The organism is Alicyclobacillus sp. ALC3, from assembly GCF_028751195.1.
Classification (GTDB): Bacteria; Bacillota; Bacilli; order Alicyclobacillales; family Alicyclobacillaceae; genus Alicyclobacillus_L.
Map to the genome: position 1 here is coordinate 3445729 of NZ_CP066784.1, position 22761 is coordinate 3468489.

General features: G+C 56.5%; 20 protein-coding genes. 7 read left to right on the plus strand and 13 right to left on the minus strand.

Annotation, left to right across the window (positions count from 1 at the left end):
• Nucleotides 1-122 precede the first annotated feature (122 nt).
• The 4 genes from JC200_RS15830 (at nucleotide 123) to JC200_RS15845 (ending at nucleotide 5028) form a co-directional block, all read left to right on the plus strand.
• Entirely contained in the window at nucleotides 123-872 is a 750-nt protein-coding gene (locus JC200_RS15830) for an ABC transporter ATP-binding protein (protein ID WP_274432650.1), read from the plus strand.
• Nucleotides 869-2065 carry an ABC transporter permease gene (locus tag JC200_RS15835; RefSeq protein WP_274432651.1) on the plus strand — a complete coding sequence of 399 codons (1197 nt, stop codon included), beginning with the start codon at nucleotides 869-871 and terminating at the stop codon, nucleotides 2063-2065. The genes JC200_RS15830 and JC200_RS15835 overlap by 4 nt, the downstream gene beginning before the upstream one ends.
• A gap of 4 nt (nucleotides 2066-2069) precedes the next feature.
• Nucleotides 2070-2738, plus strand: a complete 669-nt coding sequence (locus tag JC200_RS15840; RefSeq protein WP_274432652.1) for a TetR/AcrR family transcriptional regulator — start codon at nucleotides 2070-2072, stop codon at nucleotides 2736-2738.
• A 553-nt stretch (nucleotides 2739-3291) separates the two neighbouring features.
• The gene (locus JC200_RS15845) at nucleotides 3292-5028 is read left to right on the plus strand and encodes a CocE/NonD family hydrolase (RefSeq protein WP_274432653.1); all 1737 of its coding nucleotides are present in this window, start codon (nucleotides 3292-3294) and stop codon (nucleotides 5026-5028) included.
• 392 nt (nucleotides 5029-5420) lie between these two features.
• On the opposite strand, the gene JC200_RS15850 is transcribed toward JC200_RS15845, so the two are convergent.
• The 13 genes from JC200_RS15850 to JC200_RS15910 all read right to left on the minus strand — a co-directional run bounded on the left by JC200_RS15850 (nucleotide 5421) and on the right by JC200_RS15910 (nucleotide 19086).
• Nucleotides 5421-6566: a sulfite exporter TauE/SafE family protein gene (locus tag JC200_RS15850; RefSeq protein ID WP_274432654.1), complete on the minus strand. Its 1146-nt coding sequence runs from the start codon at nucleotides 6564-6566 to the stop codon at nucleotides 5421-5423.
• Entirely contained in the window at nucleotides 6541-6954 is a 414-nt protein-coding gene (locus tag JC200_RS15855; protein WP_274432655.1) for an RNA polymerase sigma factor, read from the minus strand. The genes JC200_RS15850 and JC200_RS15855 overlap by 26 nt, the downstream gene beginning before the upstream one ends.
• Before the next feature lie 284 nt (nucleotides 6955-7238).
• A complete protein-coding gene (locus JC200_RS15860) occupies nucleotides 7239-8399 on the minus strand; it encodes a hypothetical protein (RefSeq protein ID WP_274432656.1) in 1161 nt (386 codons plus the stop codon).
• Nucleotides 8383-8886, minus strand: coding sequence for an RNA polymerase sigma factor (locus tag JC200_RS15865; protein WP_274436572.1), 504 nt, complete (start codon nucleotides 8884-8886; stop codon nucleotides 8383-8385). The genes JC200_RS15860 and JC200_RS15865 overlap by 17 nt, the downstream gene beginning before the upstream one ends.
• 128 nt (nucleotides 8887-9014) lie before the next feature.
• Complete coding sequence (locus tag JC200_RS15870; RefSeq protein WP_274432657.1) at nucleotides 9015-9593, minus strand: hypothetical protein; 579 nt, start codon at nucleotides 9591-9593, stop codon at nucleotides 9015-9017.
• Nucleotides 9594-10374: 781 nt separating this feature from the next.
• On the minus strand, nucleotides 10375-11391 hold the full coding sequence (locus tag JC200_RS15875) for a hypothetical protein (protein ID WP_274432658.1): 1017 nt from the start codon (nucleotides 11389-11391) through the stop codon (nucleotides 10375-10377).
• Nucleotides 11375-11887 carry an RNA polymerase sigma factor gene (locus JC200_RS15880; protein ID WP_274432659.1) on the minus strand — a complete coding sequence of 171 codons (513 nt, stop codon included), beginning with the start codon at nucleotides 11885-11887 and terminating at the stop codon, nucleotides 11375-11377. Before JC200_RS15880 ends, JC200_RS15875 begins: the two co-directional genes overlap by 17 nt.
• A 96-nt stretch (nucleotides 11888-11983) precedes the next feature.
• Nucleotides 11984-13177, minus strand: coding sequence for an MFS transporter (locus JC200_RS15885; protein WP_274432660.1), 1194 nt, complete (start codon nucleotides 13175-13177; stop codon nucleotides 11984-11986).
• Between the two features lie 17 nt (nucleotides 13178-13194).
• Nucleotides 13195-14016 (minus strand): class I SAM-dependent methyltransferase, encoded by an 822-nt coding sequence (locus JC200_RS15890; RefSeq protein WP_274432661.1) that lies wholly within the window; start codon nucleotides 14014-14016, stop codon nucleotides 13195-13197.
• Between the two features lie 468 nt (nucleotides 14017-14484).
• Nucleotides 14485-15114 (minus strand): MBL fold metallo-hydrolase, encoded by a 630-nt coding sequence (locus JC200_RS15895; RefSeq protein WP_274432662.1) that lies wholly within the window; start codon nucleotides 15112-15114, stop codon nucleotides 14485-14487.
• Nucleotides 15115-15201: 87 nt separating this feature from the next.
• The gene (thiM, locus tag JC200_RS15900; protein ID WP_274432663.1) at nucleotides 15202-16038 is read right to left on the minus strand and encodes a hydroxyethylthiazole kinase; all 837 of its coding nucleotides are present in this window, start codon (nucleotides 16036-16038) and stop codon (nucleotides 15202-15204) included.
• Between the two features lie 40 nt (nucleotides 16039-16078).
• Nucleotides 16079-16804, minus strand: a complete 726-nt coding sequence (gene tenA, locus JC200_RS15905) for a thiaminase II (protein WP_274432664.1) — start codon at nucleotides 16802-16804, stop codon at nucleotides 16079-16081.
• Nucleotides 16805-17622: 818 nt separating this feature from the next.
• Nucleotides 17623-19086, minus strand: a complete 1464-nt coding sequence (locus JC200_RS15910; protein ID WP_274432665.1) for a DHA2 family efflux MFS transporter permease subunit — start codon at nucleotides 19084-19086, stop codon at nucleotides 17623-17625.
• 524 nt (nucleotides 19087-19610) lie between these two features.
• Between JC200_RS15910 and JC200_RS15915 the strand changes: the two genes are divergently transcribed.
• The 3 genes from JC200_RS15915 to JC200_RS15925 all read left to right on the plus strand — a co-directional run bounded on the left by JC200_RS15915 (nucleotide 19611) and on the right by JC200_RS15925 (nucleotide 22716).
• A complete protein-coding gene (locus tag JC200_RS15915) occupies nucleotides 19611-20195 on the plus strand; it encodes a TetR/AcrR family transcriptional regulator (RefSeq protein ID WP_274432666.1) in 585 nt (194 codons plus the stop codon).
• A 423-nt stretch (nucleotides 20196-20618) separates the two neighbouring features.
• Complete coding sequence (locus tag JC200_RS15920) at nucleotides 20619-21101, plus strand: MarR family winged helix-turn-helix transcriptional regulator (RefSeq protein WP_274432667.1); 483 nt, start codon at nucleotides 20619-20621, stop codon at nucleotides 21099-21101.
• Nucleotide 21102: 1 nt separating this feature from the next.
• Nucleotides 21103-22716 (plus strand): MDR family MFS transporter, encoded by a 1614-nt coding sequence (locus JC200_RS15925; RefSeq protein ID WP_274432668.1) that lies wholly within the window; start codon nucleotides 21103-21105, stop codon nucleotides 22714-22716.
• Nucleotides 22717-22761: the final 45 nt, after the last annotated feature.

The following is a 22761-nucleotide window of genomic DNA, read 5'->3' on the forward strand; positions in this document are numbered from 1 at the left end:
GACACAGCGAGCACTTCGATCTACCTTAGATTCATGCCGAGTGAGTGAGTACTCACGCACACGTAAACTCACTCACAGCGCAGTTCTGTGTCGGACATTACAGTGTCGAGGTGAGTGCCTTGGTGACAGGAGAGTCTAGCGAAACGACAACGGAGCGTGGCATCGAAGTCCGGGCTGTCGAACGACGCTTTGGGAAGAAGCTGGTGTTGCAGGACATTGACCTCGATATCCGCCCTGCAGAGGTGTTCGGGCTGCTTGGACCGAGTGGGTCGGGCAAGACGACGCTGGTGAAACTAATCGCCGGGATCGACGAGGCGACACACGGAATGGTGACTGTCGAAGGCGTTCGGATGCCCAGACGCGACATGCTCGGGCGCATTGGCTATATGGCGCAGTCGGATGCGTTGTACGAGGAACTGACAGCGAAGGAGAATCTCACCTTCTTCGCATCGTTGTTCGGTCTCAAAGGCAAGCACAGGGCGAGGCGCATCGAAGAAGTGATGGAACTCGTCAACCTCACAGACTCATTGAGAAAGCTGGTGTCAGCCTACTCCGGAGGGATGAAGCGACGGCTGTCACTGGCCGTCGCGCTGCTCCACCGGCCTGGGGTGCTGATCCTCGATGAGCCGACGGTCGGAATTGACCCGGTGTTGCGGATGGCGATTTGGAAGGAACTGCGCGCGATGAAAGACGAGGGGACGACCATCGTTGTCACGACGCACGTCATGGATGAGGCGGAGAAGTGCGACCGACTGGGGATGATCCGTGACGGCAGGCTCATTGCGGTCGGTACACCAGACGAACTGAAGGCGCACACGCAGGCGACGAACCTGGAAGCGGCGTTTCTCGCCTACGGAGGTGTGCGGGCATGAGAATTCGGGCCTTGGTCGTGCGGATTTGGCGGCAGCTGCTTCACGACAAACGCACCATTGCGCTGATGCTCATTGCTCCAATTTTCATCCTGACTTTGGTGTGGCTCGTGTTTAACGGCAGCACCTATCACCCGAAGATCGGCGTCGTGAACGTCCCCTCGACGGTCTCGACCGTGCTCAAAAGTGAGGACGCGACAGTCACAAAGTACACGTCCGCAGCAGATGCGTTGGCTGCGCTAAAGGCACAAAAACTCGATGCCTACATCAACTACCAAAGCGGGCAACCGCAGGTCGTGCTGGAAGGCAGTGACCCGTCGAAAAGCAAAGCCGTGTTGCTCGACCTGCAAAAGTTGGAGTTGAAGTTATCCGGCGAAGAAGTCCAGCAGGCGGGGAAGGCGGTGCAGCAGCTTCAGACACAGGTACAGGCCATGGCCAAAGCGCAGGCCCAGCATGCAGGTACCGGTCAGCCGACGGGGCCGTCGACCCAGCCGGGCGCACAACTCGGCACCGCGACACATGCGGCGTTGCCGCAACTGACGCTGCCGCAACTGAAGCAGCCGACGATCAAGTACCTCTACGGTTCTGCTAACATGTCGTCGTTTGACAACTTCGGTCCAGTGCTCATCGGCTTCTTTGCGTTTTTCTTCGTGTTCATGGTGTCCGGCATCTCGTTCCTCAAGGAGCGCACGACCGGCACGCTGGAGCGCTTAGTCGCGACGCCCATCCGGCGCTGGGAGATTGTCGCAGGGTACGTGCTAGGCTTTGGTGCGTTTACCACAGTGCAGGCGGCGCTCATCGCCTGGTACTGCGTGGACGTGCTCGGTATGATGATGGCAGGGCAGTTCATCAGCCTGCTTGTCGTCACACTCCTTCTGTCGCTGACAGCGCTGACGCTTGGCGTGTTTTTGTCGACGTTCGCCAACTCGGAGTTTCAAATGATGCAGTTCATTCCGCTCATTATTGTGCCGCAGGTGTTCTTTTCAGGGCTATTCAACCTCGACACGATGGCTGTGTGGTTGCGCTGGCTGAGCCACATCATGCCGCTCTACTACGGCGGGGACGCGCTGCGGAACATCATGATTCGCGGCGAGAGCCTCAGCTCGGTCTGGGGCGACCTCGTGGTGTTGCTCGGATTGTCAATGGTCTTCATGGGATTAAACGTCGTGACACTTCGCAAGTACAGGAAGGTGTAGAGAGATGGAACCTTGGTTGGAGTCGCTCTTGCGGTCGATGGGTGAGGGCGAAGATGGGATGACGGAGAAGCAGATAAGCATTATCGGAGCCGCGGTAGAAACCTTCGCCGACAAAGGGTTCGCGGCAGCGTCGACGAGCGAGATCGCTCAAAAAGCCGGCGTTGCTGAGGGCACCATCTTCCGCCACTACAAGACGAAAAAAGACTTGCTCCTCGCGATTGTCGGGCCGATTATGTCGCGGATTGCCGCCCCGTTTTTGCTGCGGGACTTTCAGAAGGTGCTCGACGTCGATTACGAGCGATTTGAGGACTTTCTGCGCGCGGTCTTTCACAATCGCCTGGAGTTCGCCCTCCGCAACGCGCCAGTGCTGAAGATTATGCTTCACGAGATCCCGTTCCACCCCGAACTCCAAGCCCAGTTCCGGCGTGAGGTGGTCCCATTGGTGAGCGGTCGTGTCCAGCAAATCGTCGCGCACTTTCAGGCGCAGGGCCAGCTGGTGGACATGCCTCCGCTCACCGTTATTCGGATGTGCGTGACGAATTTGGCTGGGTATGTCCTGCTACGGACAATCGTCATGCCGGACGCAGGCTGGGACGACGAGGTGGAGATGGAGCGCATCATCTCCTTCATCATGCACGGAATTGGCAAGAAGCAAGGGGGTCCCAGAACCTGATCCGACCTGCGGAGTGACCGCGTGGCGAGGGGCGAGGCGTCGCCACCTTTTGAGTTAACATAATCCGGGTCATAACGCTGTGAAAACGCGTTAACCCTACCTTGGTTGACATAATCCCGGACGCTAACGTCTTGAGAACGCGTTACTTGGTTGAGGAACCCTGCTTTTGCCCGCTTCAAGCAGTTGTAACGAGTCCCAGGCGCGTTATCGTGCTCATATTTCTCGTCTCGACGGACTTAACGCGGTTTGGGGACGTTAACATTTTCGGACAACGGCCTCTCAACTCGTTGTCGGCCATCGCAGGCTCAACTCAGCGGGCATCGCAGGCTCAACGGTCCCGGTAGGCACGTGGTTCGATAGATTCTTCCTGACTGAATTTGAGGTGGGTTTTAGTCGTGAGGCGCAAGATGTCCAGATACAGATCCGGAGAACATCCCGTGAATCTGTCAGGCTCATCACTGTATTGTGAATATACCGAACGAAATGGGAGTAGTAAAATGGAAGCAGCGCCAAGATCGCCAACAATCGCAGCCAAACGGAGGGGATTGTGCAGATGAAGGTTGTCTTTGAACGCAACGTACCTTGCACCATGCGGGACGGCGCCGTGCTCATGGCGAACGTGTTTCGCCCGGACGAAGGCGGGGAGTACCCGGTTGTGCTGACTCGGCTTCCGTATGGGAAGGACACAGGATTTCTGTACATGATGCTTGATCCGGTTGCCCTCGCCGAAACTGGCTACATAGTGGTGGTTCAAGATGTCCGCGGCCGCTTTGCGTCAGGCGGTGAGTACCAGGGCTTCGATCAGGAGTTTGATGACGGCTACGACACGGTGGAGTGGGCGTCGAAGCTGCCGGGATCAAACGGACTCGTCGGCATGTACGGCGCATCCTACTTTGGGTTCACGCAATTGGCGGCAGCGGCGACGGGGCATCCGGCGCTGAAGACGCTGACGCCGACGATTGTCTTTGACGACCCGCTCGACGGCGTCACCTTCCGCAGTGGCGCGCTGGAGTGGGGCCTGATGGCGGGGTGGCACATGAGCGCCATGGTGCCACCGGAGCTGTTCAAGGTAGCGATGCGCGACTCGACGCGACTGCCGGACTTGCTGCGGATGGTCTACGACGTCGACCACATGCCTGCGGAAGGCTACAACGACTTGCCCATCACGGACTTTCCCGCACTGCGGCGCACCGGGCTGTTTTCGAGCCTGTTTTACGACATTACACACCCCATCGAGATGAAGGAGCGGCTGTCGATTCAACCGCGTTACGAACAAATGACGGTCAGCGCGGCGTTCACGGGCGGGTGGTTCGACATTTTCACGAAAAGCACAATTGACAGCTACCAGCGCATTCGCGCCAACGGGCAGCCTGCGCGGCTGACGATTGGTCCCTGGACGCACATGAACCAGACGCACGCCGTCGGCGAGTTGACGTTCGGCATGGCTGCGAACAACGCGTTGCTCGACCTGCGCGAGGACCCGACGACGCGCCATCGGCGCTGGTTTGATTCGCAGCTCAAGGGAGTTGACAACGGGATTTTGCGGGAGCCGCCAATCAAGCTGTTCGTCATGGGCGAGAACCGCTGGAAGTCGGTCAGCGAATGGCCGCTGCCGCGGACGAAATTCACGCCGTTCTATCTCCACAGCGGCGGTCGCGCGCAGACGAGTGCGGGAGACGGGACGCTGAGCATGAGTGCGCCGAGCATGACTGCGCCGCAATCGGAAACTTCCGACCAATATGTGTACGATCCCGCTGACCCGGTCATCACCCACGGCGGCAGCCTGCTCATGCCCGCTGAATATCCGTCTGGCCCGGTCGACCAGTCGCGCGTCGAGCAGCGGGAGGACGTGCTCGTGTACACCTCCGATGTGCTCACCGAACCGCTTGAAGTCACAGGGCCGATTGAGGCGAAGCTGTGGGTGACAAGCAGCGCTGTCGACACCGACTTCGTCGTGCGTCTGACCGACGTGCACCCGGATGGGCGGTCGTACAACGTAGTCGACGGAATTGTCCGGATGCGCTACCGAAACGGCATGGAGCAGGAGGAGTTGACAGAACCCGGCACCGTCTACCCCATCACGGTTGACTGCTGGGCGACGAGCAACGTGTTCCTGCCGGGGCATCGCATCCGCGTGCAAGTGACGAGCAGCAACTTCCCGCGCTGGAACCGCAACCTGAACACTGGCGCGTCGAACGAGGCGACGTCCGAGTTCGTGGCCGCGACGCAGACGATTCTACACGACGCCGAGCACCCCTCGCACATTGTGCTGCCGGTGATTCCGCGGTAGGGTGGCTCGAACACGGGTTTAGGGAAGCGGGTAGGCTGCGGGTGCGGGTATTTAGTGTGGTGGCGGCCTCGCCCGCGGGTGACCATGGCGGTGAACTCATCGGCGCGCAGCCGAGTCACAGTTCGCGGCTCAGTGCCCACTGCTCACTGCCGCTGTGATCAAATTGTCCTCTATTCAGCTGAAACTCCCGTTTTGGGTCGTGATAGTGAACAAATAGTTCGTTCGAAATTGGAAAACGGCCCAATGGGCCGTTTTTTACCGAACTAACGTACTTTTTGTACATAAAACAGTATAGTTATGTCACCTTAACCGGTTTAACGTACAAATTTGTCGCAAGACATAGAGCGACTCCGCATTTGTAGCAATTGCTCTCATTCATTGTTCTCGCATCGCTAATTCGAGACTGCAGCATAATCCTGAGCCCAACTTTGTGGTATAGCCGCGTAGATTTGGCTAATCAGTTCTGCCATGTTCTGTGCCGTCAAGTTGTCGTGGTTTGCGAACGAGACTTTGAGGTAGAGCGAACTAGTCCGATTAACAAATTTTTCCGCCGTGCGCATTTGTTGCGGATTGTTAGACTGGACGAGTATGGTTCCAGCTGTGTGGAAGGCGACCCCTACTTCTTGAAACGGTGTGTTTGTGCCTAGGAGAGCCCAATGGCTACTTAAACTTCCTATGTCAGCACCTGCCATGACGAGGTAGCTGCCAAGTAATCGAACTTGTTGTTGTGATGGGTTTCTGGACAGATGGCCCGCGACAAGCATGTCCCACTGAAGGCCGTTGTTAGCGACTACCCACAGACTATCCCGCGTGCTCGCCTGCGTTCGATAGAAGCCAATCAGGCCGATGACCAACGCAAGTGCGGGCATGCCGAACGCCCACCAAGAGAGATGCCACGATACCGTCTTTCGAGTCCCAAATTGAATCATCGCGCCGATGAGACACCCGAGTGTTCCAAATCCGGTTGTTGAGGCGACGTAGTAGCTACTTGGCATGTCCCAAACCCAATAACCCCTATTCGGCACAAGTACCGGAATCCCGCGAATGCCCACGACAATTCCGAACGCCGCCCCCCAGAGGATAGGCGAGCGCAGGACGGACATCGTCTCGCGGACCCATTCCCAGCGAGGGTTCCATTTGCGGGTCAGGAAAACAAGCACCGCGCAGACGAGCACAATCCCCATCGTGAAGTAGAACCACTCGTTTGATGACCACGCCATCGTTGGGCTCCCTCCCGCGCCTGCTCCAGCCGTCTGCTGAAGTGGGAGACGAACTCGTGCCGGCGCCAAGGCACCTGTCTTTTTTTGTGTAAGAATGCCGGCGATCACGGTGCCTGCCACGACCATCGCCGCCGCTGCTACAGCGCCAGGTGCGAGCGTTCGCAGTCTCGACTGGATAATAAGACGGCGCTTCCCATGCCGCCTGTCCGCCGCCATTTGCTTCTGCAATTCGTCGCGAATGGCCAGCTTCCGTTCGCTTTTCATCTGAATCTCTGTGAGTTTTTCCAACTGCTCAAACACCTTGTCGTCCTGCGTCACGGGCTTCGTCACCTCCCAGTATGTCACGGAGTTTCGCAAGCGCGCGGTTCGTGGTTGTGCGCACCTTTGCGTCCGACCAACCGAGAATCTGCGCGGTCTCTGGTACGGACCGTCCTTCGACGTGCCGCAGAGCGATAACCTGACGGTACTCCACCTTCAATTGTGAGAGTGCCTCCTCGACTTGTAGTCGGGTGTCGACCGATGAAGACGCATCGTGACTGACATGGGGAGGATGCGTGGACAACAAAAAGTTCCGTTCGGTGCGGCGCTTGCGGAGGACGTCGTAGATGTGATTGCGGGCGATGCGAAGGATGAACGTCTTGGCGTTCGCTTCGCGCCGATACGTCGACCACGCCCGAAACGCGCGCAGAAATACCTCTTGCACCACGTCGTAAGCCAGTTGTCATCGCCGAGGGTGAGGCGTGCAAAGCGGTAGACGTCTTCGGCGTACAGGTCGTAGAGTCGTTCGATGTCGCGCTGCGTCGAAGCGTTGTCAGCCATGCACCCACCCTTCCCCTTCCCCTTGCACTAATTAGACGGATGAGATGAAGAAAGATCGCAGTCCTTTTTCAGAATTTAATTAGCACAGGCCCTGCGCGGGTGGCGCTCTCTGCTGGCTGGGTCGTTGGCGCTGTTCTATCTGTAGCCGGCGGGATCAAACTCGAACGCATATCATAGCCCGGGCGCTCCAAGCTTGAAATACTGCTTTGGTGCGACCGCGACAATTGCGCTTATCGTTCGCTCGATGTTCTGAGGTGACGCAGTTTTGCCGATGTTACGTCTGTAGATGGGCTCAATTTTTGCCAGGAAGTTCTCCGCTTGCCGAACGGCCTGCCGCGATTGATGCGGTGCATCCACCAGTACGATTCCAACGTTATAGAACATATTGGCTGCGTCGTAGAAATCAGCCTTCGTGCCGAGGACCTGCTGTTGTTGGACGACTGTCACTAAAAAACTGGAGGCGTCGAGGAGGTCGGCTCCCAAAATGTTCACATTCCTCTGTGGGGGAGATGCGTTCATATTTTCTGAGGCGACGAATGGTTGTATCAAGCCGATTCGTGCGTCGCCCCATAAGGTGTCCCGTGTACCCGCCTGCGAACGGAAAAATGCCATAATGCCGATGAGGAGAATAAGGCTGGTGGAACCTAGCATCCACCACGACACGTGCCATGGAAGAACCTTCCGGCGCCCAAACTGAATCATTCCGCCAATCAGACACCCAATCACACACATGCCAGCTACGGAGGCGACATAGTGCCCACTCGGCATCTCCCAAACCCAGTAATCCGCGTATGTTGGAACCGGCACGGGCAACCCGCGTATCCCAACCGCGATGCCGATTGTGGCGCCCCAAGCGATGGGCGACCGCACCACGACCAGCGTCTGCCGCAGCCATTCCCAGCGAGGCTGCCGGTGTCTGGTCAGGTACGTCACGGCCATCCCCGCTACGAGAATCGCCATCACGAGGATGAACCAGATGTTTTGTGATCCCGCCGCAACCACGCCCATCGCACTCCCTCTCGACCCATTGGTTGGCCCAATCGAAGGTGGCAGAGACGGCACGCCGGGTGAGCGCTTGTTGGCCATAATACCGACAATCCCGCCCGTGGCAATCACCACTGCCGCCCCGGCCACAAAACCGGGCATCAGCGCCTTGACCGTGGGTCGGGCCTTCCTTCGCCGCCGCACGGTTCCAGCATGAAGGTCCGCGCCGGCACTCTGCTCAATCATCGCCCGAATCCCGTCTTTTACGTCGTCGGGTGGCGCAATGTCGTTCAGGCTGGCATATCGCGCACGGAGGTCCTCGAACTGCCCATCATCGTGCTCGTTCATCGAGACTCGCTCCTTCCCCAAATCGCTTCCTTATCTCCTTCACTGCGCGATGGAGCGTGACCTTGACCTTCGCTTCACTCCAGCCAAGCACTGCGGCCGTTTCCGCAGTGCTCACATCCTGTACGACGCGCATGACGAAGACCTGGCGCTGTGGCAGGGTCAGGTGCCGCAAACTGTGTTCGAGCGCGATGGGGATGTCCCAGTCGATGACCGTGCGGTCCGCGAGGTCCTCCGTGATCTCGACGGTCGGCGTACGCCGGTTGCTCTTGCGCAGGAAGTCGTGCACGCAGTGGTTCGCGATGGAAAATAGCCACGTCCGTTCAGTTGAGCGGTGCTCAAAGCGTTCCCAGGATTGAAGGACCTGTACGAACACGTCCTGGAGGAGGTCGTCTGCGTCGTGGGCGGAGCCAAGTGAAAAGCGAAGGTAGCGGTAGACGTCGTCGCCGTACCGTTCGAATAACTCGCGCGCCACTGTTGCCGGACTCATCTGCTCCAAACCTGAGCTGCCTCCTCTCGTTGAATTAGTGGTTGGTCAACGAGGTTTGGTTACACGGGGAGAGAGGGGAAATTCGCGAGCGATTTGTTCGATGAGTGGCAAACGTAGGACGCATGGTATCACGAAACTGTCGTCTGGTTTTGCACGACCGTGCCACTCGGTGTGACACCGAAGACGTTCTTCGGATCGCTTCTTGATGCGCCTAACGGTGAACCAATATACCAGAAGTGTCCATTGGACACCGGGACCGTCGTCGCGTTACCGTTCGCAAAGGTCAGTACGGCTGTTTTCACATTTGGGTGTCCGAAGACCACGCCAAACACCGCGACATTGCCACGGCTGACCTGACTACCCCACATGATTGGTTGGCTCTTTACGTATCGTGGAACGTAGATAGACATCGTGTAACCGCCGCTGTCGCCCATGAGCGTGGCGTAATTCGTCTGGCCGCCTTTTTGAAACGTGGCGAATGCAACTACTTGGGTTGGTCCATTGACAATGCCGAGGACTTGGACCTGCGTTGCGGCCTTGTCGTTGGCGGAGGACAAAATGGTTTGCTGAACTTTCTGTGCTGTCCACTTCACGGAAGACGTAGCACCTGAAAGGGGCAGGGGCTTCGGCGCTGGGAGCAGTGTGCCAACGATGATCGCAGCGATAACAACAAGACCCGAGAGGAAGACCGGCCCACGAGCAGCCATCTAGATGACCCCCTTGTGGTGGTAGGCATCGGGATCACGGAAAAAGCCTTTTTGTAAGGCTACCATATACATGTCAAAATGACACCTACGCGTGCGGGGCCGCGGGCCAGGGCGGGTGGTAAGTGTCAAAATGACACCTACGCGAGCGTGGCCGCGGTTGTAAGTGTCAAAATGACACCTACGCGTGCGGGGCCGCGGTGGTAAGTGTCAAAATGACACCTACGCGAGCGTGGCCGCGTTGGTAAGTGTCAAAATGACACCTACGCGAGCGGGATCGCGGTTGTAAGTGTCAAAATGGCACCTACGCGAGCGGGGCCGCGGTGGTAAGTGTCAAAATGACACCTACACGTGCGGGGCCGCGTTGGTAAGTGTCAAAATGACACCTACGCGAGCGGGGCCGCGGTGGTAAGTGTCAAAATGACACCTACGCGTGCGGGGCCGCGGTCGTAAGTGTCAAAATGACACCTACGCGAGCGTGGCCGCGGTGATAAGTGTCAAAATGACACCTACGCGAGCGGGGCCGCGGTGGTAAGTGTCAAAATGACACCTACGCGTGCGGGGCCGCGGTTGTAAGTGTCAAAATGACACCTACGCGAGCGGGGCCGCGGTTGTAAGTGTCAAAATGACACTTACGCGAGCGTGATCGCGGATATGTGGTGCAGTGTAAATCGGTGTTGGTTTCATCACGAACGCACAATCATTGTGAACGTCCGCTCTCGCATAAGTTTCTTTCAACCGGCGAGGCCGATTACCGTGAAAGTGCATCAAGTTTCATACTGGATTAGCGAGCACCTGTGGGCGAACCGGGTTTTCCCTTCAGGGCTGTGATGTAAAAGGTGTCACGGGTAGTCCACGAATAAAGGAACGGTCCCCAGCGATAGATGACTCTGAGCCCGTCGACTCGAAACGAGCCAGGATTGTCTGCCATTGCAAGGAGCCCCAGTTGAAAGTGGTTGTTGGATAGACTATTTGCCCCAACTGGCACATACAGTGGAACCTTCCGAAAAGGAGTCACCCTACCGCTCCAGTGAATTACCCCGAGACTCGGATACTTTGATGTGACGACACCAGCACGTAGCGTACGATTGCCCACTCCAGTGCCGCGAATTGGGCTGACTGACAGGACCTCGATCGGGAACCAGGTTGGGTTTGAGAGGTTCTCGCTTCCAAACAGAATGTGAGTCCCAGCAGGGTAAACTGACCCTTCAGTGGTCCCAAACGGGAGTTGCCGCCCCAACGGCCCCCCTTGCCACTGGTCAACGCCCTCCAAGGCGCAGGCCACAGCAATGCACCCGGCGACCACGCCAAGCACCCACGCGCGCTTCTTCCAGAGCGCAAACACAGCGGTCCAAGCAGAGACGACAAAAACCACACCGAGTGCTGCCCAGATACCAAACATAACCGGCATATACGATGGGTCTGCAGGCCACCGGTTCGGGGATGAAATTACCGGATGCCCTCCCGCCGTCGGTGTGACCGTGGCTACAGGGGCCACCGTGTGGTGCGTGACGACACTGATGACGACCGAGCAAGCTGCCGCCAGCGCGACAAGCCCGGCGGCCACACTTGTGACGTAGCGCCTCGTCATGGGGATGCGCGAAAACCAGCGCTGAAATCGGCGAAGCTGCACCGACCCTGCCACCGGGTCAGCAGCGTCAACGGGTGATCCGTGAAGCAGCGCCCCACCCTCGTCCTGATGCGCTGCAATCATCTCCTCCACTCGGCCTTTGACGGCAAGCGGCAGGGAGGGCTCAGCGAGCAACCGGTACTGCTCGCGCAACTCATCGAGCTCGCTCATCGTCATCACTCCTTTCCGCAAATGACTGCCGGACGAGCTTCATGGCGCGGTGCAGCGTCGTTCGCACCTTGGCTTCGCTCCAGCCGAGCACCGCCGCAGTGTCGGCAGTGCTTCGCTCGTGAATCACGCGCTGCACAAATACCTGCCGCTGCGAGAGAGACAATGTACGCAGCGTGTGCTCAAGGTGGAGGAAAAGGTCCGGAGCGGAGGTGGAACCGGGTTCTAATTCTTCGCGGATTTCGATTGGATCCGGCGTACGCCGCTGCTTGCGTTGATGCTCGCGCAGACAGTTGTTGACGATGCCCCACAGCCATGTGCGGGTGGTTGAGCGGTGCTCAAACCGCTGCCAGGACTGCAAGACGTGTAAAAACACCTCTTGCACCAGGTCCTCTGCTTCCGATCGCCGCCCAAGCGTATACCAAAGATAGCGATAGACTTCTTCGCCGTACGCCTCGAACAACGACTGTGCTGCATCACCTGGGCTCTGTCGTGGCACGGTGCCATCCCCCTCATCTCATATAGTGGTTGGCGAGGGGGATTTGTTACACACCGTTCGCACAAAATCTTTGGCATGAATCTGTGCCACGCAACGTCAGCCATGCGCTGACCCTGTCCCTTCGAGCAGCACCTTTGGGAACATGAACGGCAGCACCGCGGTCAGCAAAGAGGCGATGGCCATAACCCAGAACACGATACCGACATCGCTGTTCGTAACCCAGAAGCCAACGACAAGGACGAGCACCGCGCCGATGCCGTTGGAGAAGCCGAGCGCCACGCCTGACCCCATCGAGCGGTTCTCTGGAAACGTATCCTGTCCGATGAGCACCGCGGTCGAGGTGCTAAGGAAGATGGCGATGCCGAGCAGCGCGGCCGAGATCCACGTCCAGATGCCAAAGGTGTGGGAGACGACTGGGATCGCGATGGCGGTAGCGACTGCCGACAAAACGAGCACGGGCTTGCGGCCAATCCGGTCCGTCAACTGGCCGCCGCCCAAGTTGCCGATGACGCCGACCACTAGCATGGTGGTGATGATGGAGGCTCCGCCGACGAGCGTCCCGCCGTGGAGGTGCCAGAGGATGGGGATGAACGTCGCCAAGCCAAACGTAGCGAAGGCGCGAATGCCAGAGTAGGTGACGAGCAGAGCGAGTGGTCGTGTGTGCGTGCTCCACTCAATCGCGGCGCCGCGGCTCTTCTTGGCAGGGAGCTTCGGCGCAAAGCGGAACAGGAACGGAACGGTGATGGCCCCGGGGATTGCAATCATCCACAGGCTGACGAGCCCGAGGTGCACGACGATGAAGCTCGCGATTGACGGCCAGATGCCACGTCCGAGTTCTCCGCCGACCAGGAACAGCGCTGTGTTCAGACCGTGCCGCGACTGCACCATGCTGCGCACACTCGCAAGCGCCTGGGGGTGAAAGAGCGCGCTGCCGACGCCAATGAGGAGCAGTAGGCCGATGACGACCCACAGTTGGTTGGCGACGCCGACTAGCGCACCACCTGTGGTACTCGCGCACAGGCCGAGGATGACAAGGCTTCGCCCCCCGATGCGGTCGGCAATGAAGCCCATGAGGGGCTGGAGCGCCTGGCCGATGATGAGCGACGCCGTGAGCACGCCAGCCATGTGCAACGGTTCATGCAGGGAGATGAGGACGGCTGGTAAAATTCCAGGCAGGTAGTTGGCTGCTCCATCGTTGAGCAGGTGTGCCCAAGTGAGGCCAAACAAGCGTTTGTCGACAGGATTCTCGAATCTTGTCTGGGACTGGATCTCGACAGTCGGCGACGTCACGTCGCATCCACTCCTCTCTATCTAATCCCGACGCGCATCCGGTAGCTAAACAAGATGTCGCGCGTGCGCCCAGCAAACGCTTGGTCGACAATTGCTCGGAACGACGCGATGTCGGTGTCGAGGTCGGTCCAGCCCGATTTGATCACGGTCTGCAGCCCCCCTTGACTCACCGCCAGTCCGACGTAGCGCTCTGCGTCACAGGGTTCGGTGTTGTGAAACACGATTTCTTTTGCGAAGCAAAAGTGTCCACTCGCCGCAATGTTCTGCAGGTGTTCGTGCTTAGGCCACTTGGTAACTTGCTGTTCTTTTGGCTGGCGCGCTGCGACGAGCGCCTCTACTTTATCCATCAGCTTTTCGTAAGCTGCTTCCACGCGCCAGTCGACTGTCGGTGGCCAGTCACAGTCGTATGCCGCGAACACGCCGCCGGGCCGCAGTACGCGAGCGACCTCACGAAGTGTACTCTCCGGCTCCATCCAGTGGAACGACTGGGAGCAGGTCACGATGTCGGCGGACTCATCCTCCATCTGCAACTGGTAGGAGTAGGCCTTGAGAAAGGAAATGTGGTGTGCTTTAGGATGGGCTGACCGCGCTGCCTCCGCGACGCCACGCATGTCATCACTCGGCTCAAACCCAACGACTTCGTCCGTATGAGTGGCCCAGATGAATGACGAGAGTCCGGTGCCACAGCCGACGTCAACCACTCGCTTTGGGCGCTGACCGAGGTATCCGGCGAGAATGTCCACGACGAGTTGGGGGGCCTTGGGGCGGTAGCGGTTGTACGTGTCTTGAAATCCGGAGAATCGATCGACGTTGTTGGTCAAGTGTCTGTCCGCTTCCACGTTGTCGCCCCCTTCGGGTTTCACCGATTGCATATCGATTAATCTGGCAAGTGCAGGCGTGACCGGGCTACGGAGACGGGGCAGCAAGTGCGGGGTCGCTGCGCCAGGAGGGTGCGGGGTCGCTACGCTAGGAGGGTGCGGGGTCGCTACGCTAGGAGGGTGCGGGTCGCTGCGCCAGGAGGGTGCGGGGTCGCTGCGCCAGGAGGGTGCGGGGTCGCTGCGGCACACCGTGAGCGGCACGTAACAGCCTATTCGGCAAAATGGGGGACTCAATGTGCCAGATAGGCTGCTGGCGGCCGTCTAACGGTCGAGATCCGGCGGGATCACGGTGCAGATTCGCTGTTTAAGCCATCCAGGAGAGCTTAATCTCACGGCGGGACGGTGGAAACGGTCCCATAAGCTGTTCTCTGCGGCTACCCAGCCGCTGCCACTATCATCACCGGGGCGTTGCACGCCATCACGCCATGCCTACAAAAATGCGTCCCACAGGTTGCCGCGTTCCACAGGTCGGCCGTGCGCCGGGCAGACGTAGTCGAACGTGAGGTGTCCGACCTCACGCAGCGACTTCTGCAAGGCTGCTTTGTCCCATGTGAGAAAGCCAGGTGCCGGCTTGATGCGGCCGGCCCGCGTCATAATGAGATCGCCTGTGAACAGGATATCGTTGTAGCGGATTGAGATGTGACCAGGAGTGTGCCCAGGGGTTGGGATGACTTCGAGATCGCCAATCTTCTGACCCGCGGCATACGTGTGGCTGACGTTCGGGCGGTCGACCTTCATCGTCGCGCCGATGATGCGGCGAAATCCCGGAAGCTTCTTCTCCCCGTGGATATACGGCACATCTTCCTGTGGCGCCCACAGTGTCGCACCTGACGCCGCCTGCAGGGCCTTCGCGTTGCCAATGTGGTCGACGTCCGAATGGGTCAACAGAATGTGCGCGATGTTGCTCGGTTTTAGGCCGAGTTGAGCCAACTCCGCGACAATCTGCTTGTCGTGGTTCGGGTTTCCCGTGTCGATTAACACAGGTTCTTCGCCGAGGACGAGGTACGCGTAGCTACCTTTGGTCGATTCGAGCAGGTGGACTTTGTCGTTTATCTTCACACACAAACACCTCTTGTTAGAGGACCGTGCGGTATTGCCCGGGTGATGTCCCTGGGAATCTGCGCACGCCCGGTTAACGACGACTGTTTATCCGAGTTCAGACACTTTCGCAGCGGCATTCACGTCGCTTGCAGTCAGATGGTAGAGAGAGTCGAACAGTGCGGCTTGGAAAGTACCTGGACCGGATGCGACTTCGGCGGCGTGTTCACCGGCGACGTTAAAGCAGGTGATTGCGGCGACCACTGCCTCGGCGTAAAGGCCGAGGGTGCTGCCACCGCGCGGCACGGTTCCAATGAATGCGCCGATCACGCCGGTCAGTGAGCAACCTGAGCCAGTGATGGTCGCGAGCAGAGGATGTCCGTTGGCGAGTTGCCAGATTGTGTCCCCGTCTGTGACGTAGTCGAGCTCGCCCGTGGCGACGACAACGGTCTTGTGTTCGCGTGCGTATTTCCGCATCGCAGCCGGTAAGTCCGCACTTACTCCAACGGAGTCTACGCCACGTACTTCGCCGCCAGCGCCGACAAGCACACCAATCTCGCCGGCGTTGCCGCGCAGTACCGTCAGCTTCAGTGACGAGGTGATATCCGCGCAGACGTGATTGCGGTATGGGGTGGCGCCGACGCCGACAGGATCAAAGACAATCGGCACTCCGGCCGCGTTTGCAGAAATGCCCGCAAGGTGCATCGCGGTAATCACTTCCGGCGTCAGAGTACCTATGTCGAGTGCGAGGGCACTCGCCGTTTTTGTCATGTCGCCGACTTCTTCGTGCGCATACGCCATAACTGGCGAAGCACCGAGCGCCAGCAGTGTATTAGCAGTGACATTTGTGACCACAAGGTTCGTGATGTTGTGCACCAACGGGCGCGTCTCCCGTACTCTCTCCAGCCATTGTCCTGCGTTCACCTTTTCATCTCCTCCGGTCATTTACATCTCGTCAATTATCGAATTGCAGAAACTCTGGCCCCTATGCATAGGCGTTTCCGCCGATTACGCTGGCTCCGCCCGTAATGCCGATCGGCGTCCAGCGTTCGAGGCGGTAGGCCATGTCAAAAAATTGGTACTCCAAACGGAAGCTGTCGAGGAAAGCGGACGTCATCATGTAGTAATCCAGTTCGCCGGCAGACTCAGCTAATTCATCGAGCATCTCCGTCAACTCTGCAAGTCCGTGTTGCATCTCCGTCCTGGAGTAAAACGTGATCCAGTCGTAAAACGGATGGTCCGGCGTTGGTTTGTGCTTGTCCAACATACGCTTTGCGAGGTCTAAATAGACCCAGTGACACGGCAACAGCACCGCGACAATTTCTCCGAGCGTACCTTGTTGTGCCACTGAGAGTACGTGGCGAGCGTAGTGGTGGGCTGTTGGAGCAAGGTCGGTACGACGAGCGATCACGTCTGTATAAGGGACGCCGGCGACGCGGCAAAAGTTTTCGTGTGGGATTTGTTCACCACCGAGCACCAAAGCGATGCGCTTGTGAAAAACAAGCATTTGTCGGTGGGTAAGGGATTTGGCAATCGCCATTCCGCAGACTTTGCAGTAGGTGCTGAGGTATTCGGTGTCCTGGCGGACATAGTGGATCAGGGCTGAACTTGGCAGACTGCCGTTCGCGATACCCTGCACGAACGGGTGCGCGTAAATTGACTCGAAAATGCCATCTGCTTGCCGTCTCAGCGACCCGGAGAAAGAGACCATACCACAATCCTCCTTCACAAGGAATATAGCATGTTTCAAGCTGTCCGGACACAGCGATCATTTTGCGCACTGTGACTTGACTGTCGCGCTGGGCGTGACGGTTGTGATCAAAATGGACGCTATATTCGTAAAAAGGCCTGATTCTGCCGATTCTAGACGTCACAGCGCACTATATGAGCGTTAATTCCGCCAAAACTCAGCTTCCGCCGTCCGCAGCGATCATTTTGCGCACTGTGACTTGGCAGTCGCGCTCGGCGTGACGGTCGTGATCAAAATGGACGCTATGCAGAGTTGCAACGGTCAAATTGTACGCTAAGACGCCGAAGGTGACATAACTCGGGGGTTTCGTGATCAAAAAGTGCGCTGTATTCGCAAAAGGGCCTGATTCTGCCCATTCTAGACGTCACAGCGCACTATATGAGCGTTAATTCCGCCAAAACTCAGCTTCTGCCGTCCTCAGCGATCATTTTGCGCACTGTTACTTGCCCACGGCCCATTGCCCACGGCCCATCGCCCACGGCCGGGATCACGCAACTCCGCAACGATTGGCGACGCCTGTGTGGTTGAGCCCCCCGACCCGACCCGTCATATCGAGATCCCGGCGCACGACCCCGGCGCACGGTTCGCTCCGGCACGGTCCTGCCCCAGCGTGGGCGGCCAGACTAAGCCCGCTGCAGCGTGGTCCACTGACCCATCCTGCCAGGCCGCCTGTCCAATTTATGAATAGAGAAAACGTGCACCTCCAATGCAAAGCGGCGATGGGCCTTCCGAAGACGGAAGGTCCATCGCCGTATACCACATTAATTTTGCATTTCTTCTTAATGCGTCGGTAGGACATCTATAGCTGATATCGCACCTTGCTCTAATCTTTTTGGACGAGTGACAACGAAAGAAACGACAAAACCAATCATCGCGATAGCCGCCGCCAACAAGTATGTGTCACTGAAACCGGAGATTGTGGCTGCTTTGAGACTGTCGTGAGCGGCCATGTTGGATGTGATACGGGAAGTCAAAAATCCCGTGAGTCCGGCGACGGAGAAGGATACCATAACTTGCTGACCTGCATTGGTGAGTGGTGTTACTCGGCTGACTAGTTCGCGTGGAGCAGCTTGAAGTACGTGCGTATTCAGCGGCATCATCGACATCCCCATCCCGGCGCCCATCAACGCAAGCGGGATCATGGTTTCAATAAGGGGTGTACTTGTGTTGATTTGCGACAGCCACACCAGTGCGGCCGTCACGGCGCCGAGACCTGTCGCGGCGAGTGGTCGCGCACCGATTTTGTCGAACAAGCGACCACCAATTGGCATGAAAACGGCGGCGGCGATTGCCTGCGGCAGCATGATGAGTCCGGTATGGAAGGCGCTGTATTCACGGACATTCTGAAGGTATAGCGGAACGATGATGATCGCCCCAAATAACGCAATTTGACTCACCCATAGAACGATCACGCCACGCGTGAAATTGCCGGACCGAAACGTCTTTAACTCCAGCAGCGGTTGCCGCTGACGAAGCTCAAAAATGACGAAGGCAATCAACACGATGACGCCTATGAGCAAGCTAACGATGGTGCGCGTGGCCCCCCAGCCATCGTTGCCCCCCTCATTAACGGCATATGAAAGGGCAACAAACGCAATGGGACCGAGAAACATTCCAGCTACATCAAGCGCCGCTGCTGCCTTCCGAGCAATCTTCGGTAACCATAGGAGACCAAATACAATCCCGACAATTCCAATGGGAAGGTTGATAAGAAAGATCCAATGCCACGTCGAGTACTCCACAAACCACCCTGATAGAATCGGGCCGACAGCAGGGGCTAACAGCATCGGTATCCCAAGCATGCCCATGAGCGCTCCGACTTTATCTGGGGGTGCAAGCCGATATACAAATGCCATACCGACCGGCATGACCATACCACCGCCAAGACCCTGGATGATACGGTACGTGATGAGCAATCCAGCTGAATCAGCCGTTGAACACAACACAGAGCCCAAGGTGAAGAGTGCGATGGACAGCAGAAAGAGGGTTTTGGCTCCCAATTTGTCACTCAACCAACCAGACAACGGTATAACGGCCGACAGCGATAGGGTATAGCCTGTTACGGTCCACTGAACGACGGACAGCGAACTGTGAAAGTCCTTGACTAAAGTCGGGATTGCCACGTTCACGACGGTATTGTCGAGTATGACCATAATCATTCCCACAATAATAGCAAAGAGTGGTGGGAGTAGAGCCCGAAGTGAAATGTCTTCCTTTTCTGTGCTCGCGAGCTGAGCTGACATGTGCGTTTCCGCTCCTTTTGTGTATTCCGAATAGTCATCAGTCAAGAACTTGTAAGAGAGTTGACCGCTACCGGATATGTCACGATGATTTTGCCCTGCATGAGTGGCCACCCGCGCTTCCAAGGGGTGCCGTAATGCTGGGGTGGTAATCGTTGGCCAGGCAACGTCGGTACGACACCTAGAGACGCGCGTGCAGGTGCCGATAATGTCGAACGGTAGGCTTCTTCTGTTGCCATCCGACAAAGCTGTTCATCATTCAACTGTTCTGTTGAATCAGGAACCGTCTCCGACATTGGAGATCATGGATCAGTACGAGGTCCGCTGGCTGAGCATCCCAAACGTTCTTTGGTGAGTGCGCTGAACGTTACGGTGTCAGCGGAAGAAGGGCGATTGTGGTAAACTGAGGATGCCTCCGCATAGTAACGGAGGGTGCCTCACTTTGTCAAGGCATTTCCGTTCAGGAAAATTGTAAACGTGGTCCAGCACAAGACCTGGGTGTGTCAGGTGAGGGGGAGTTACGAGAGATGAACAATTTCGTACAGAACTGTCGACACATGCGAGCCGACGCACAGCGCAACCACGCAAGCCTGTTGACAGCGGCCCGTAGCGCGGTCGCGAAACACGGTGAAGACATTGTGCTCGAAGACATAGCCAGGTCTGCCGGGGTTGCGATTGGAACCTTGTACCGCCATTTCCCCACTAGGCAACACCTCCTGGAGGCACTCTTTCTGGACGCCACCAATACGTTGACAAAACGGGCAGAAGAACTCGCTATAGATCCCCGGCCGTTAGATGCCCTGGTGAACTGGCTTCATTTTCAGATGGATTTCGCAGCTCAGGGGCGGAGCATGGGTGCAGCCGTTATGGCAGCCAAACATGATCAGGAGTCGGAAATCCATATCGCCTACGAAGGAATGCTGATGGCTGCGGAAGTGTTGTTCCACAGGGCTCAGAAGGCGGGAGAAGTACGAACAGATGTAGAACTGGTCGATGTGCTGCGACTTGTTTACGGAATTGTCTTGGCAACGGAGCATGCGTCCGCCTCTGATAGGGCCAACCGCATGTTCGACCTAGTCATCGCCGGAATCAAACCTAGAGACTCAGACTGAATCACTAGTCCTAAGATGCCCCCACATACGTGTTATTACCTGAGTCGCACCTAGCGACTTTTCTCAATCCAACCACTTTTTCACCCCCACGTCATCGACGTTGTCCCCATCCGAGCGAAGGGAGGGATGAACAAGCATGCTCCCAGTCCTGTCTGTCGCTCTTACAATTCGGCACTCACATTTTTTCATGGCTGCCTTGGACAAAATGGAACTACTAAAGTCGCGCTGTGGCACATTCAATTTCTAACCACCTGCGAATTTTCCATGTCAACGACATGACATCCCTTATTTCGTAAGAACGGTATCGGTCCTGAATAATTCCTCTTGACGAATCATTGATTTACACATACAGTATAAACGTTCCGCGAATAAATAATTATAGTGTTTAATATTGAAGGTGGGGAATCAAAACGAGGGGGATCCATGAGCCACAAGAACATTGACGTGTTATCGGACCGCTTTGAGAAATCTCTGTTTGTCCTGTCGAAAAACCTTGGTCCTGAACTGATTGCTCGGATGCAACTGGACTTAACGCCGGGTCAGGTTTTTATGCTGTATTTCTTAGAACAAGAGAATCCATGCACGGTATCAAAACTTGCGGAAAAGCTGGAGGTCTCTCCAAGCTCGATTACGGTCATGCTCGACCGATTAGAATCCCATGGCTTTGTAACTCGTGTCAGAAGTACAAACGACCGCCGAGTTGTCATCACTGAATTAACCGAGAAAGGCAAAGCAAAACTAAACCACGTTCTGGGCGTGCGCAAGCAAATCACACAGTATTGCCTAGAACAGGTGGGTGTAAAGGAACTGGAATCATTTATCGGCACGCTAGAGGCGTTAGCGTCGATTGCTCAGGCGATGAATGCCGAAGAAATTCTGCGACTGTCAAATGTGGAGGGTAAATGAAGTGGCTCAAGCAGCAGCGGTACAAACAACAAACCAGATTATTGGGCAAAGAAAATGGTGGGCATTCGGTACGGTCCTATTGACAATGTTTTTCTCGTCCATGGACCAGACTGTCGTCTCTACAGCGATGCCGACGATTATTGGAGACTTACACGGATTTAGCTTATACGCGTGGGTGTTCACAGCGTATATGATGGCTTCTTCGATCACGGTGCCAATTTACGGAAAACTGTCTGACGTCTTCGGACGGAAACCGTTTTATCTGTTCGGCTTAATCATGTTCGGAATTGGTTCTGCCGTTTCCGGTCAGGCACATTCAATGATGGAGTTAGTCTGGGCTCGTGCCTTCCAGGGCATTGGCGCCGGCGCAATGATGAGTATGCCGCGTGCAACAGTCGGTGACATTTTCTCACCGAAGGAGCGCGCGAAGTGGATGGGCGTTATGATGGCGGTTTTTGGCATTTCAAGCATTGTGGGTCCTGCACTCGGTGGCTGGATCACAGACTCGTTTTCATGGCGGTGGGTGTTCTACATTAACTTGCCGTTCGCCCTGCTTGCAATCGTTGGCGTGATCTTTACGTTGCCAACGGTACGGGCAGAACACCGAGTCAAAGTCGATTGGCTCGGGTCAGTCATCCTCATTGTTGGCTTGGTCCCAATTCTCCTTGGTTTTACATGGGCAGGTACAAAGTATGCCTGGGGTTCGCCCGTTGAATTAACACTTTTCATCGGCGGTTTGGTTGTGCTCATGGCCTTTATTTTGTGGGAGCGTAAAGCCCCTGATCCGGTGTTGACGCCAAGTTTATTCAAAAACCGCATCTTCAGTACTTCACTCGTTTTAGGTGTTTTGGTTGGTATGACGATGTTCGGCAGCCTCATGTTTCTGCCCGTCTTCGTGCAAGGAGTCATCGGGCTGAATGCGCAAGAGAGCGGTTGGGTGATGACGCCAATGATGATTGGCTTCATCGTCGGCAGCATAGTGTCTGGCCAAGTGATGTCAAGAACGGGTCGTTATAAGTACCTCGCTTGGATCAGTGGCGCTGTCATTGTAGTCGGGTCTCTGTTGCTGAATCAAATGAACGTTCATACGACGTGGGGCACGGTTATGCTTGACATGGTCGTCCTGGGTCTCGGTATCGGCTCGTTGATGCCGCTCATGAACATGGTTGTTCAAAACGCGTTTCCTTACAAAATTATGGGTACTGTCAATTCAACGCAGCAATTTGTCTCGTCGTTAGGGGGAGTCATCGCTTCACCGATCTTTGGTTCCATTCTGGCCAAAAACTTCAGTTCCAAACTTGGTAAAACCCTGCCTCCATCTCTGAAACAATTCGAATCAAAACTGAAAGGGATTAATCCTCAATCGCTGTTGACGAAGCAAGCACAGCAGAAGATTTCAGGCGAGTTTAGCAAATACGGCGCGACCGGTCATCAAATGTACACCCAACTCATGGACGCCGTAAAAGTATCCCTCACATTTGGTGTTCAACACTTATTTCAACTGGGGTTGGTATTCGCTATATTGTGCTTCGTTGGAACGTTCTTCCTGCCGGAAATCAAACTGAAAGGCAAAGAGTACTACCAAGAGAACAAAACCGCTGAAGACCCCGCGTAAGCACATTTGCGATCACGATACCGAGCGCGCCCGCCTATCATGGGC

Bases quoted from the DNA above. Each gene is read 5' to 3' on its own strand.
- JC200_RS15835 (WP_274432651.1), top strand. From the start codon at position 869: ATGAGAATTCGGGCCTTGGTCGTGCGGATTTGGCGGCAGCTGCTTCAC.
- JC200_RS15840 (WP_274432652.1), top strand. From the start codon at position 2,070: ATGGAACCTTGGTTGGAGTCGCTCTTGCGGTCGATGGGTGAGGGCGAA.
- JC200_RS15845 (WP_274432653.1), top strand. From the start codon at position 3,292: ATGAAGGTTGTCTTTGAACGCAACGTACCTTGCACCATGCGGGACGGC.
- JC200_RS15860 (WP_274432656.1), bottom strand. From the start codon at position 8,399: ATGAACGAGCACGATGATGGGCAGTTCGAGGACCTCCGTGCGCGATAT.
- JC200_RS15865 (WP_274436572.1), bottom strand. From the start codon at position 8,886: ATGAGTCCGGCAACAGTGGCGCGCGAGTTATTCGAACGGTACGGCGAC.
- JC200_RS15870 (WP_274432657.1), bottom strand. From the start codon at position 9,593: ATGGCTGCTCGTGGGCCGGTCTTCCTCTCGGGTCTTGTTGTTATCGCT.
- JC200_RS15875 (WP_274432658.1), bottom strand. From the start codon at position 11,391: ATGAGCGAGCTCGATGAGTTGCGCGAGCAGTACCGGTTGCTCGCTGAG.
- thiM (WP_274432663.1), bottom strand. From the start codon at position 16,038: ATGACCGGAGGAGATGAAAAGGTGAACGCAGGACAATGGCTGGAGAGA.
- tenA (WP_274432664.1), bottom strand. From the start codon at position 16,804: ATGGTCTCTTTCTCCGGGTCGCTGAGACGGCAAGCAGATGGCATTTTC.
- JC200_RS15910 (WP_274432665.1), bottom strand. From the start codon at position 19,086: ATGTCAGCTCAGCTCGCGAGCACAGAAAAGGAAGACATTTCACTTCGG.
- JC200_RS15915 (WP_274432666.1), top strand. From the start codon at position 19,611: ATGAACAATTTCGTACAGAACTGTCGACACATGCGAGCCGACGCACAG.
- JC200_RS15920 (WP_274432667.1), top strand. From the start codon at position 20,619: ATGAGCCACAAGAACATTGACGTGTTATCGGACCGCTTTGAGAAATCT.